The 11,848-nt window shown below is 60.0% G+C and carries 16 protein-coding genes and 2 pseudogenes; 11 read left to right on the top strand and 7 right to left on the bottom strand.

All coding sequences use genetic code 11. From position 1 onward, the window contains the following. A partial coding sequence (locus AA309_RS37480; RefSeq protein ID WP_342027976.1) for a peptidoglycan-binding domain-containing protein occupies nucleotides 1–126 on the bottom strand: 126 nt, incomplete at its 3' end. Between the two features lie 87 nt (nucleotides 127–213). After that, a pseudogene (locus tag AA309_RS37475) lies at nucleotides 214–423 on the bottom strand (lytic murein transglycosylase); the annotation flags it as partial. 37 nt (nucleotides 424–460) lie between these two features. On the opposite strand from AA309_RS37475, the pseudogene AA309_RS33370 reads away from it, so the two are divergent. After that, a pseudogene (locus AA309_RS33370) lies at nucleotides 461–1,138 on the top strand (transposase); the annotation flags it as partial. A gap of 13 nt (nucleotides 1,139–1,151) precedes the next feature. Here the strand turns inward: AA309_RS33370 and AA309_RS36690 are convergent. Both AA309_RS36690 and AA309_RS36685 read right to left on the bottom strand, forming a co-directional pair. Further along, nucleotides 1,152–1,445, bottom strand: a complete 294-nt coding sequence (locus tag AA309_RS36690) for a winged helix-turn-helix domain-containing protein (protein WP_244470440.1) — start codon at nucleotides 1,443–1,445, stop codon at nucleotides 1,152–1,154. An 84-nt stretch (nucleotides 1,446–1,529) separates the two neighbouring features. Next, nucleotides 1,530–1,784, bottom strand: a complete 255-nt coding sequence (locus AA309_RS36685) for a helix-turn-helix domain-containing protein (RefSeq protein WP_244470439.1) — start codon at nucleotides 1,782–1,784, stop codon at nucleotides 1,530–1,532. Nucleotides 1,785–1,963: 179 nt separating this feature from the next. Between AA309_RS36685 and AA309_RS35405 the strand changes: the two genes are divergently transcribed. Beyond that, nucleotides 1,964–2,476, top strand: a complete 513-nt coding sequence (locus AA309_RS35405) for a nodulation protein NolB (RefSeq protein WP_160310520.1) — start codon at nucleotides 1,964–1,966, stop codon at nucleotides 2,474–2,476. Between the two features lie 21 nt (nucleotides 2,477–2,497). Continuing rightward, on the top strand, nucleotides 2,498–3,352 hold the full coding sequence (gene sctJ / locus AA309_RS21565) for a type III secretion system inner membrane ring lipoprotein SctJ (RefSeq protein ID WP_244470438.1): 855 nt from the start codon (nucleotides 2,498–2,500) through the stop codon (nucleotides 3,350–3,352). A 342-nt stretch (nucleotides 3,353–3,694) separates the two neighbouring features. Here the strand turns inward: sctJ and AA309_RS37470 are convergent, their stop codons facing one another. Then, nucleotides 3,695–3,823: a hypothetical protein gene (locus tag AA309_RS37470; RefSeq protein WP_342027975.1), complete on the bottom strand. Its 129-nt coding sequence runs from the start codon at nucleotides 3,821–3,823 to the stop codon at nucleotides 3,695–3,697. Nucleotides 3,824–3,993: 170 nt separating this feature from the next. On the opposite strand from AA309_RS37470, the gene sctL reads away from it, so the two are divergent. From sctL to AA309_RS21525, 8 genes are read left to right on the top strand one after another with little or no spacing between them, the layout of a single operon-like run. Then, the gene (gene sctL / locus AA309_RS21560; RefSeq protein ID WP_047191092.1) at nucleotides 3,994–4,617 is read left to right on the top strand and encodes a type III secretion system stator protein SctL; all 624 of its coding nucleotides are present in this window, start codon (nucleotides 3,994–3,996) and stop codon (nucleotides 4,615–4,617) included. A 2-nt stretch (nucleotides 4,618–4,619) separates the two neighbouring features. After that, entirely contained in the window at nucleotides 4,620–5,972 is a 1,353-nt protein-coding gene (gene sctN, locus AA309_RS21555) for a type III secretion system ATPase SctN (protein WP_116532064.1), read from the top strand. Next, a complete protein-coding gene (locus tag AA309_RS21550; RefSeq protein ID WP_047191090.1) occupies nucleotides 5,948–6,481 on the top strand; it encodes a YscO family type III secretion system apparatus protein in 534 nt (177 codons plus the stop codon). Before sctN ends, AA309_RS21550 begins: the two co-directional genes overlap by 25 nt. After that, on the top strand, nucleotides 6,453–7,595 hold the full coding sequence (gene sctQ / locus AA309_RS21545; RefSeq protein ID WP_425286896.1) for a type III secretion system cytoplasmic ring protein SctQ: 1,143 nt from the start codon (nucleotides 6,453–6,455) through the stop codon (nucleotides 7,593–7,595). The genes AA309_RS21550 and sctQ overlap by 29 nt, the downstream gene beginning before the upstream one ends. Beyond that, nucleotides 7,588–8,253 (top strand): type III secretion system export apparatus subunit SctR, encoded by a 666-nt coding sequence (gene sctR, locus AA309_RS21540; RefSeq protein WP_047191089.1) that lies wholly within the window; start codon nucleotides 7,588–7,590, stop codon nucleotides 8,251–8,253. Before sctQ ends, sctR begins: the two co-directional genes overlap by 8 nt. A 2-nt stretch (nucleotides 8,254–8,255) precedes the next feature. Continuing rightward, entirely contained in the window at nucleotides 8,256–8,531 is a 276-nt protein-coding gene (locus AA309_RS21535; RefSeq protein WP_047191088.1) for an EscS/YscS/HrcS family type III secretion system export apparatus protein, read from the top strand. An 11-nt stretch (nucleotides 8,532–8,542) separates the two neighbouring features. Beyond that, the gene (gene sctT / locus AA309_RS21530; protein WP_047191087.1) at nucleotides 8,543–9,364 is read left to right on the top strand and encodes a type III secretion system export apparatus subunit SctT; all 822 of its coding nucleotides are present in this window, start codon (nucleotides 8,543–8,545) and stop codon (nucleotides 9,362–9,364) included. Then, complete coding sequence (locus tag AA309_RS21525) at nucleotides 9,361–10,398, top strand: EscU/YscU/HrcU family type III secretion system export apparatus switch protein (RefSeq protein ID WP_047191086.1); 1,038 nt, start codon at nucleotides 9,361–9,363, stop codon at nucleotides 10,396–10,398. Before sctT ends, AA309_RS21525 begins: the two co-directional genes overlap by 4 nt. Nucleotides 10,399–10,444: 46 nt before the next feature. Here AA309_RS21525 and AA309_RS21520 read toward each other — a convergent pair whose 3' ends face one another. Then, a complete protein-coding gene (locus AA309_RS21520; protein ID WP_047191085.1) occupies nucleotides 10,445–11,110 on the bottom strand; it encodes a CpaD family pilus assembly lipoprotein in 666 nt (221 codons plus the stop codon). A 9-nt stretch (nucleotides 11,111–11,119) separates the two neighbouring features. After that, nucleotides 11,120–11,848, bottom strand: a 729-nt coding sequence (locus tag AA309_RS21515; RefSeq protein WP_047191084.1) for a type II and III secretion system protein family protein, incomplete at its 5' end; no start/stop codon positions are given.

The raw sequence follows: 11,848 nt of genomic DNA, 5'->3' as shown, positions 1-11,848 counted from the left end.
AGGAAAGCAGGTCTCCGCGAGTCGGTGTCGCGCTTGCCACTCGCCAATGGCAGTGCGCGTTGCAAAGCCGATCAGACCATCGACCTTGCCGACATCGTGGCCTTGGGCCTGCAGGCGCTCCTGCATGGCCCAAATATCGCCTCGCTTCATAGGATCTATTGGCCTCCACGCTGTCAGAAACCCGGAGCCGCCGCGCAGCCGATCGGCCAGATGGCCGATGAACAGCGCATAAAGATCGGACTCGTTGTACCGCTTGAGCACGTAGAAGTTCTCTGACACCAGAAAAGCCGGTCCCAGGCGGCCGGCGGGCATCAGCAAGAACGCGGTCGCGTCGCTGTTCTCGCTTGGCAGGGACGCATGACCGGCGCGAGTGAGGCCGAGCTGTACCCACTCCTGCAGCGGCCTGCCTTGCCGCGGTCCTTCCTCATCAGCATCTCCGCCAGAGCTCTCGCGCTACCCGCGATTACTCGATGTCCACATATGCATGCTGGTGCTGATCGGAGCCACCTCGGAGGGCAAAAAGGAGCCGATCGGCTTTCAGGCCGGGGTGCGCGAGAGTGCCCAGAGCTGGAGAGAATTACTCGTCGAGATCAAGCGGCGGGGCCTGTCCATTCCGCCCCGGATGGCGGTTGGTGACGGGGCTCTCGGCTTGTGGACTGCGCTCGATGAACTCTTCTCCGGCACCCATCATCAGAGGTGCTAGCTGTATAAGACCGCCAACGTGCTCAACAAGGTGCCCAAGTCCGTGCAGCCGGGGACGAAGACAGCCCTGCGCGAGATCTACTTGGCGGCGACACGAGCCCAACCCGAGGTGGCCATCGATCTATTTGAGGAAGCCTATTGCGCACACTATCCCAAAGCCGTCGAGCGCGTGCCCAAGGACCAGCAGGCGCTGCTGGCGTTGAGAACCACGAACCCGATCGAGAGCGTGTTCGCCCCGGTCCGGCATCGCACGGTGTGCACCAAGGGCTCGCTGTCGCCGACCACCGCCCGGCTGATGGTGGTCAAGCTCGTCATGGCGGCCGCGAAAAGCTGGCGTCGGCTGATGGGCGGAAACCAGTTGCCGAAGGTGATCGCGGGTGTCAGATTCCAGGACGGTAGCGAGGTCATTCCGCTGCCAACACACAGCACCGCCTGATCCGCCCCATCACCTAAAATCCGTCATAGCTGGCGCGCTTGTGGCAGGGGCGCATCACAGGCGTCCCGCTTCTGGGGGCGAAGCTGCGGCCGCGCCCATCGTCCGAGCGTCGGCCGGTCTCGTCACCCCAGAAGATCGTGCGCTTCCCCCCTCTGGCTTGCGCCACGACGGCTGAGTCGTCCTGCCGTAGCCAGCGCCGCACTGCCTTCGGCGACTGCTCGTAGGCCCGTCTGAGCGGCTTCTGGGCCGTGAAGCCCCAACGCGCCAGATCGGTGCAGACGGTGCGCACCGCCAGCCGGGATCCCACAGGACTGCTCGGTCAGCATCCGCACCACCGCCCGGCTCCACAGGGCAAAGGGTCGACCGAGTTCGTCGGGGGTGTGCTGGCTGATCAGAGTGCGGACCTGCACTTCCTGCTGGGGCACGAGAAACCCTCCCGTGCCGGGTGCCGGGCCCCGCGGCTGGCCAATCCCGCCCGGCCCTGTTCGGCGAAGCGGCGGCAGATGTCGAACACGCCGGTCCGGGTCAGGCCGACCCGCGCGGCAATGGCATCATAAGTCAGGCCGCTCTCGCGCAGTCCAACCACCTGCGGCCGACGCCCCTCTTGCGCTGCTGCCGACAGCTTGCGCATGTCCACATGGTTCATTCCGCCGACTGGGTCGACGGACCGTCGATTTCAAGATTACCTAAGCCGGATCAATATGTGACGAATTCCCTGGCGAGTTCGTCAGCTTGCTGTCAGTTTGACTCTCTAGGGTATTGACTCGATAACGAGCGATGAGTGGCTAGACTCATCACATGTGAAAGAAAATAACGAGTCCTTGCATGATGTTGGCCGCTACACCGATCTCTCCCAATCTAACCAACAGTCTGCCCAGGATCGGGTCGGCGGAAATACTCGGCGAGCAAGCTCGGTTTCAGCACAGTCTTGTACAGGCGGCCTCGATTAAAAACGATGTCCCCTCGGCGACAGATAAAGCGGCGCCCGTTCCTCCGGTGTTAGAGGTTCAGCGTGCGACAACGCAGACGAGTCCGCTGGGCGAGCGCGTCCTCCAGACTCTTTCTGCAATGTATCGGAGCAATACAGTTCCTTCTGCCGCCGCCAGCAGTGAATCGGCTCTTGCGAAGAGTGTCCAGCCTGGGCCGGCCGCGCAGCGCCTTCCACGGCCGAAGGGGGTCGGAGTGCGTACGGCGGGCCAGCCGGAAGGGGCGGATAGGTTCGAACCGATGCTGGCGAACTTGCGGGATGTTTACAACAACGCCATTCAGGTCTCGCTTGTCACTAAGAGTACCGGCGCCGTCACCTCATCTCTGAATAAACTACTGTCAGCGGGCTAGCTGAGGCGGATGACTGGTTCGATGGACAAAGAAATCGACCATGGCCGCCTTTTCAAACGGCGGCTTCACGTTCTCATTGTGCTGCCACCTCTTCTCGCACTGATCGGCTGCAAGGCCGATCTCTACACCAAACTTCAGGAGCGCGAGGCGAACGAGATGCTCGCGCTGCTTCTTAACAAGGGGGTCGACGCGGCCCGTGTTGTCGCTAAGGACGGGTCCAGCACGATTCAGGTCGAAGAAAAGCAGGTTGCCTTCTCAATCGACCTGCTGAATACCGAGGGGCTGCCGCGTCGGTCTTTCAAGAACCTCGGCGAAGTCTTCAAAGGATCGGGCCTGATTGCCTCCCCTACCGAGGAGCGCGCCCGCTACGTTTATGCCCTGAGCGAAGAATTGTCGCGCACGATCAGCGATATCGACGGCGTCCTTTCTGCGCGTGTCCATGTTGTTCTGCCGAAAAATGATCTGTTGCGACAGGACGCCACACCATCGTCGGCGTCGGTTTTCATCCGACATGCCTCCGATGCAAATCTCCCGGTTCTACTGCCGCAGATCAGGATGCTTGTGGCCAACAGCATCGAAGGATTATTGTACGACAAGGTAGCGGTGGTTTTCGTGCCGGTTGAACGGGCTGCGCTTGAGGAACGGCCTGCACCTGCGACCAGTTTGATCCAAGCGACCAAATCCATTCCAACGCCAGTGCTTGCGGTTGGGCTAGGTCTAATCGGTGCTGTGTTTGGCGTGCTATGCTACGTCTTGCTGAGCGCTCGTATGCATCTGCGCAGGCAATCACCGCGCGAGCTAACCACGGTCGGAGAGCGACCAGGCGCGTCCGCAATCGAGACCGTTGGTAAAAACATCATCTCCGATGCGGCCTAGGGTGGTGTTCCATTGCCGAGATTGATGCCATCCGCCGGACTTCAACGTCCGCTCCAATCGACTTCTGTGGGCCTGAGCGAGCTTGTCGCGTCAATGCATCCGACCCGTCTTGCCGCACGTCTCGACGTATCACTATCGGCTTCGACAGTGATGCGGTTGCAGAAGAGCCCCAGGCTACAGGGTAGACTGGCGAGATTGCTGCTTGGCAATGAAATGGACCCGAACGGGAGTGGCTGGGGAAGCGACCTTCTGCTCGGACATGATCCGCGTCGGGCTGCTCTGCTCGCCGGCAGTATCTGGCATGCCCGCTCGCTGCTAAAGCTAGTTTCAAGGTATGACCTCTCAATTCTGATTGGACGTATCGGCGCTGAAGCGCACGCTTTCGGTATCCGGCATCTGGCCAATGCGATCGAAACCACATCGATTGCCGATCCGGAGCGACTCGCGCGTCAGATTGAACACGAGGGACATGCCTGTCTCGGCGCTTGGCTGAACGAGGCTTCAGCGCTTGACCGTACCCGTGTGCTTCTACGCTTGCCTATTGGGACCGCCGCCGAGAACCCAGCGGCCGAACACCGCAATGCTGCGGGCCCATTGCTCTCCTTGGTGATAACCCATTTGGCGACGGAGATGCCCACTGTATGACAGCCGATGCTTCAATATCCCCCGTCGCCCCAAAGATACGCCCGCTCGGGCCACTGATACCGGCGAGGGAGCTCGCAATCTGGCACAATGCGGTCGAGACGCGCGCCGCAGCAGAGCGGCATCTGCAGCGGGTTCGCAGATGGGCACGCACAGCTTATCACCGGGAGCGGGCGCGCGGCTATGCAGAGGGCTTGAACACTGGCGCCGAGGAAATGGCGCGGTTGGTTGCGGAGGCTGCCTCCGAAGTGGCACGGCGAAAAGCTGTTCTGGAGCGGGAGTTGCCACAGCTCGTGATGGAGATCGTGAGCGATCTGCTGGGCGCCTTCGATCCGGGCGAGATATTGGTGCGGACCGTTCGTCATGCGGTTGAGCAGAAGTTTAGCGGCGCGGAAGTTTGCCTTCATGTGTCTCCCGCGCAGGCCGATGCGCTCGTGCGCGAATTCGCTGCATGCGACGGACAGGAGGGTCGGCCGAAGGTTCGAATTCATTCGGATCCGGCGCTGTCGCCGCAGCAATGCGTGCTGTGGAGCGAGTTTGGAAATGTCGACTTAGGACTTGCCGCGCAGCTCCGCGCGCTCCACCTCGGCTTTGGGTTGCGAACTCAGGGAGGCGAACTGTGACTATGCTGCGAGCAAAGCATAGCAACCGCGCCGAAGATGAAACTCTGGAGACGGGACTCTCACATCTGAGATCTACAGCAAAGCGTATCAACACGCGTGCCGTACGGGGACGGATCACGCGGGCCATCGGTACGCTGCTCCATGCCGTCGTGCCCGAGGCGCGTATTGGCGAACTTTGCCTGTTGCAGGATCCGCGCACCGGCTGGTCGCTTGAGGCGGAGGTGATTGGTCTGTTGCAGGATGGCGCTTTGCTCACACCGATCGGTGACTTGGTAGGCCTATCCAGCCGCGCAGAAGTCGTGGCCACCGGACGCATGCATGAAGTGCCGGTCGGTTCTGATTTGCTTGGCCGGGTGGTCGACAGCTTCTGCCGTCCACTCGACGGTAAAGGCGCAGTCAAAACCGCTGAGACTCGTCCGCTGCGCGGCAAGGCCCCCAACCCCATGACGAGGCTCATTATCGAGCGGCCCCTCCCACTTGGCGTACGCGCCTTGGATGGTCTTCTGACGTGTGGCGAGGGCCAGCGAATAGGAATCTATGGAGAGCCTGGCTGCGGCAAGTCGACGTTGTTGTCACAGATCGTGAAAGGCGCGGCCGCCGACGTCACAGTCATCGCGCTAATAGGCGAGCGTGGACGTGAAGTGCGCGAATTCATCGAGCGGCATCTTGGGGAAACGGCCCTTTGCCGCACGGTCGTTGTCGTTGAGACCTCGGATCGCTCGGCGGTCGAACGGGCGCAATGTGCGCTTACCGCAACTGTGCTCGCCGAGTATTTTCGCGAACAAGGACTGCGTGTCGTTCTGATGATGGATTCCTTGACACGCTTCAGCCGCGCCATGCGCGAGATCGGTCTTGCTGCCGGTGAGCCACCCACCCGGCGGGGCTTCCCGCCCTCTGTCTTTGCCATGCTGCCAGGCCTGCTGGAGCGTGCTGGCATGGGTGAGCGCGGCTCAATCACAGCCTTCTATACCGTGCTTGTCGAAGGTGACGGCACGGGCGATCCAATCGCCGAGGAGTCGCGCGGCATTCTCGACGGTCATATCGTACTCTCGCCCCTCGTGGCGGCGCGCGCGCATTTCCCCGCGATCGATGTTCTGTCGAGCCGCAGCCGCGTCATGGACGCGATCGTATCTGCGTCGCATCGCAAGGCGGCATCCGCCTTCCGTGATCTGCTTTCGCGCCACGCTGAGGCCGAGTTCTTGATTAAGGTCGGCGAGTACAAACAAGGCAGCGATCCACTGACGGATCGGGCGATTGCCTTGATCAACGATCTGAACGAATTCTTGCGCCAGGGTGAAGACGAGGAGTCCAGTTTTGAGGAAACCGTCGCATGGTTGTCGCGTCTGACCGCGTGAGTTCCGCTCACGCTTCGAGCTTATGCCTTGTGAAGCATATGAGAGAGCGGAGTGCGCTTAATGGGCTGTCCACCATGGAGGCCAAACGCCACGCTGCCGCCTTAGCAACGGAACGCGCTTCGCGGGATCTTGCAGTTGCCGAGCAGCAGCGTGCAAGGCTTGAGGCGGAGCTTTACCAACACCTGATGTCGCTCGATCTCTTGTCCGTCGCGGAACTCGATCGTTGCCACCTCTTCATTGAGCGGCTCACCGCTGAGATCACCTTGAGACGCCGGATACTTGACGACGCGCGTGTCGCTCAAGGATTGGCCGAGACAGCGGTGTCCGAGATGCGGGCGCACTGGGCCGAATGTTCGGCGGCGACGCACAAATGGGAACAGATCGAGGCCGACGTCCGGCGCGCGGCCGATTCCTATTCGGAGATCGCAGCCGAAATGGAAGCCGATGATGAGATCTTGCTTCGGTATGGGAGGGGGTTGCGTGGTGAGGTGGCGGGCGACTCAATCTGATGGCCGCGAGTCCGCATGTGGTGACGCCGACCTGCAGTCTGTCAAACTACATGCGGTAACTACTGTGGGCAAAGAAGCTACGTTCAAACCCGCGCCAACTTTGTCCCGGGCTGTGGTCTCGTGGCTCAATGAAATTGCCGCACCCCGTACACCGTTGCAGACCCACCTTGGCGAAAGGTCGCTGTCGGTGCGGATGGACCGGGTTGTCTGGCAGCAGGAACCTTCGGCTATATCGATGCTCGACTGCGTTTGGGGTGTCGGAGATGAAACGATTATCTTGTCGTTGCCGTGTATGCTTGTGGAGGCGCTGATCTCGACCGTGCAGAGTGGCCTCGTCTTATCCTCCGAGCCAAGTCGTTCGCTGGTTCTCGAACTTGCACTCGAACCTTTGATTGCCCGACTAGAGGCTGAGACACAGCAGAGCATGCAGCTTCTCCGAGTGGACAATGCGACGACGCTAGGTCCTTATCTGGAATTCGACGTCATCTACACGCCGTTTAGGGGCAAAGGTCGCCTGTTCTTATTTTCGTCTCTTGATGATGCGGTACCGCCAGCGTTCCGCGCGTTAGGCCAGCTGCTCAGCCAATTGCCGCGCCAGACGCGCAAGCTTTCTCCTGAACTGCCCGTCATCGTCGCAGGGGAGATCGGCTGGCTCCACACTTCGGCCGCACTTCTTCGTAAAGCGTGTGCTGGCGACGCTCTGGTGCCAGACGTAATGCCGCTCGCCCGTGACCAGGTCATCCTCAGTGTGGGCCGGCTATGGGCCGTGGCAGATCTTGCCGGCGATCGCCTGATCCTGCGGGGGCCATTCCGCCAGCGACCGCGCCATCTGGAGTATGCGCATATGACGACTCAACCCGAATCGCAGGAACCACCGCTAGAAACGGATCTCGATGATATCGAGATCATGCTTGTGTTCGAATGCGGCCGCTGGCCGATCGCGCTGGGAGCACTGAGGAATGTCGGCGAAGGGCATGTGTTCGAACTTGGCCGACCGGCCGACGGACCGATCGATATCCTTGCCAACGGCCGGCGTATCGGCCGTGGCGACATCGTAAGGGTCGGCGAGGAGCTTGCCATTAGGCTTCGTGGCAGGTTGGCGGGCAATGACTGACGTTCAACCCGGAATCCTCGCGCTTCTTGCGGTCACAGCCGGGCTTGGTCTGCTGGCGTTCGCAGTCGTCACAACCACCGCGTTCGCAAAGATATCGGTCGTTCTCTTCCTCGTCCGCAACGCACTCGGAACCCAGTCGGTGCCGCCCAATATCGTTCTATATAGCGCGGCATTGATCCTTACCGTCTTCGTTAGCGCGCCGGTTCTTGAGCAAACCTACAACCGCGTGACCGCCCCGCAACTCCGCTACCAAACGTTCGACGACTGGGTGACCGCCGCTAAAGAGGGGCTGGAGCCGCTGCGCGGCTATCTGAAGAAGTTCACCACGGAAGAGCAGCGGCGCTTCTTCCTGTCCTCGACCGAGCATGTCTGGCCGGAGGAAATGCGCGGCCGGACCACGGGCGATGATTTGGCAATTCTTGTGCCATCTTTTCTAATCTCGGAGCTCAAGCGTGCCTTCGAGATTGGATTTCTTCTCTACCTTCCCTTTATCACCATCGATCTCATCGTAACGACAATCCTGATGGCCATGGGCATGTCGATGGTCTCCCCAACAGTAATAACCATCCCATTTAAGCTCTTTCTATTCGTGGTCATCGATGGCTGGTCGCGACTGATGCACGGGCTGGTGCTGAGTTATACAACATCGGGAATATGAGCATGAATGAGGCCAGCATTCTCACTCACATGAGCCAATCGCTCGTGCTGTTTTTGATCTGGGTCCTGCCACCACTCGTAGCAGCGGTGATTGTCGGGCTTGGCATCGGCATCATCCAGGCGGCAACGCAACTCCAGGATCAAACCTTCCCACTTACCGCGAAGCTTTTGGTCGTTGTGGCGGTGATCGCTTCATTGTTCCCCGTGCTGAGCGCCCCGCTCGTTGAACATGCCAAGCAAATCTTCACTGAGTTTCCCGCGCTCACCGCCGGCTATTAGCGACCCTCACCATGTATGGCTTGTCACCCGCCGAGGCTCAAAGTCTGATCGAGGCGGCTATCGAATTCATTGTTGCAGCCGGCCTTGGTATGGCCCGCGCCCTTGGCATAATGCTGGTCCTTCCTGTATTTACGCGGCCCCCCATTGGCGGGCCAATCCGCGGCTGTGTGGCATTTGCGATCGGGCTACCATGCTTGGCGCAAATCAGCGACGGCTTGAAGACGCTAGACCCAGACACACGGCTGGTCATAGTCACGCTCCTTGGTTTGAAGGAGGTGTTTGTTGGCCTGGTGCTCGGCGTCCTGCTCAGTGTCCCGCTATGGAGTATCCAGGCGGTCGGTGAGATCATCGACACCCAACGCGGCGTCACCAGCGAGGTCGTTCCGGCCGATCCCGCAACGCACAGCCACGCTTCGGCTACGGCTCTCTTTCTCGGCATCACTGCGATTACGATCTTCGTCGCATCGGGAGGCCTGCAGACGATGATCCGCGGCCTTTATGGCAGCTATCAGATCTGGCCCGTCTATCGGATTTTACCCCTCCTGACCGTACAAGCAGCAATGGAATTAATACTGCTGCTCGATTACATCATGCTTAGGACGTTTCTGATCTCTGGGCCTGTGGTCGCTTTCCTACTCCTGGTCGATGTCTCAATCATGATGCTTGGGCGCTTTGCGCCACAATTCAAGATGAATGATCTCTCGCCGACAATCAAGAATGTCGGCTTTGGGATCATGATGGTGACCTACGCCGTCTATCTCGTCGAATATATGAAATCGGAGATCATCCAGTCGAACAGCATGCTTGACTGGTTCGAGAATCTGCTGAAATGAGCGAAACGAGCGAAGAGAAGAAGCTTCCCCCTACTCCCAAGAAGCTTAGCGATGCGCGCAATAAAGGGCAAATCGCTCGAAACGCTGATTTTGTGAGTGCGGTCAGCGCCTGCGCCGGTCTCGGCTATCTCTGGTTAGAGGCCAGTCTAATCCAGGACAAATGGCATGAAGGGCTCCTACTGGTCGACAAGCTGCAGGATCAGCCCTTTGACACCGCCGTCAAGCAGGCCTTGGGTGTCTTGACCGAACTGACTATCGCGACCGTTGGCCCGCTCCTCGGGGCTATCGTCGCTGCGGCCGCTCTAGCCGGATTCCTGGCAAATCGTGGACTAGTCTTTTCCTTGGAGACGATCAAGCCGAAATTAGAGAACATGAATCCCATCAACGGTCTCAAGCGCATCGCGTCTTTGCGTTCGCTAATCGAGCTTGGGAAGACACTGTTCAAGGTGTTCGCCCTCGGTGCAAGCTTTCTCCTCGTCGTTATCGGCATGTGGAAGACGCTGGTGTATCTGCCAGCCTGTGGCGTGGGCTGTCTCTCCTTTGTCTTCACGGAGCTGAAACTGCTGATTGGAATTGCTGCCGGTGCTTTTTTAATCGGCGGATTGATCGATCTCCTGATCCAGCGCTGGTTGTTTTTGCACGACATGCGCATGACGGAGACCGAGGCGAAGCGCGAGTCCAAGGAACAGCAAGGTAATCCGGAGTTGAAACGTGAACACCGCCGTCTTGGTCAAGAGGCGGCCAGCGAGCCTCCGCTCGGTCTGCATCGCGCCACACTAATTCTAAGCGGACGGGAGATGCTGGTCGGGCTGCGCTACGTTCGTGGCGAGACCGGTGTGCCAGTCTTGGTTTGCCGCGGCAGAGGCGAAGCCGCTTCACGGCTGCTTGATGAGGCGCGGGCGCTGCGTCTCAACATCATCGATGACCATGTCTTGGCGCGCCGGCTCATCCGTAACACCAAGCTGGGTGGTTTCGTTCCTGCCCAACATTTCGAGGCTGTCGCCAGAGCACTCTTTGCTGCAGGCCAAGTCTAGATCATCGCCTGGGTTAGCGCATTCACATCATTGAAGGACGTTGCCGCTATCGCAGCGACTGTTCATCGGTCGTGCCCACTGGCGCCGGTTGTGACGGTACCCGATTGTTCGCTCCGTGGTCCAAGTTGCTGTGATCACCCCTCCCGAAGGTCCTGTATGTGGCAACGGGAATGGCCGCTCGATCGCCATTGCTCGCCCTCACAGCCTCATTGTCGAGCAAGTCGCGCGGATCGTTGATCATGATGCCTAGATTGTTGCGGATTGAGCAACCAAGCGTTTGGTCGAAAGAATTATCATTAACTGAAGGACCAACGATGGACAGCGATGCACAGACGGGGGGGCGCGCCTCATAAACGACCGCCTCGACTCGCACGGCGAAGCTGTCGTGCTGGTCAGTGCGGCGGTCGTACAGGCGGATGTTGTAAGCCCCAACGCCCATTGCGCGGGCCTGACTGGCCGCCTGCGTGCCGAGCCGGGGTGAGCCGATGATATCGAGATGGACCGCATCCGGCCGACCGCGGCTAGCACTTGCAATGAAGTCATGCAGACGCTGCCGTTCGCCACCGCTCAGGCTGCCTAGCTGTAGAACGTAGATCTCTCGCTGGACCAGAATCGCTGGCGCAGTCGGCTCGACATCGAGCGACGCAGGGCTTGTGCAGCCGCCGACGCTCGTCGTCAAAGCAATCAGGAGGCACGCGCTTCGCAAGCTCATTGGCGATCCTCATTCAACGATAAAGCCGCCACCGCCCGGCGCGCCTGGTGCGCTGGTGCGGGCCGCACCGCGGCCGCGCGGCCGACTTGCCAACGTGTTCGCCAGAACGCGTCCTATGTCCGAGGGCGGCCCGATGCGATCGGTGGGCGCGCTCATCCGGCCTGGGTTCGTCCCCGGCCGTACGATGTAAGGCGTGACAATAATAACCAACTCTGTCTCCTCCTTTTGAAACGACGACGAGCGGAACAGCGCGCCAAGGATCGGCACATCGCCGAGCCAAGGAAAAGTACGAATGCTGGTGCTGAAGTTACGCCTAATCAGCCCGCCGATCGCAAAGCTTTGACCGCTGCCGAGCTCGACGACGGTGCTGGCCCGCCGCGTGGACATCACCGGCACGGAAAGCCCGTTAATCTGGACAGCACCTTGTCCGGCGAGTTCGCTGACTTCTGGCTTGACCCGGATGTTGATCTGATTGTTATCGAGAACGGTTGGCACGAACTCCAGGCTGACGCCGAAGTGGCGGAATTCGACCGAGACTTGCTGATTGGCCTGCAGGACCGGAACCGGAAATTCGCCCCCGGCGAGAAAACTGGCGGCTTCACCGGACATCGCGGTGAGATTTGGCTCTGTCAGGATGGCAGCAAGGTGCTCCTTGGCGAGTGCATCGAGAACCGCGCCGACGTTGATATTGCCCGCGTTGAATCCAGCTCCTATTGTACCGCCACCGCTGCTCGCGCC

The organism is Microvirga vignae (genome assembly GCF_001017175.1).
GTDB lineage: Bacteria > Pseudomonadota > Alphaproteobacteria > Rhizobiales > Beijerinckiaceae > Microvirga > Microvirga vignae.
This window is presented reverse-complemented; position numbering and strand designations above follow the sequence as displayed.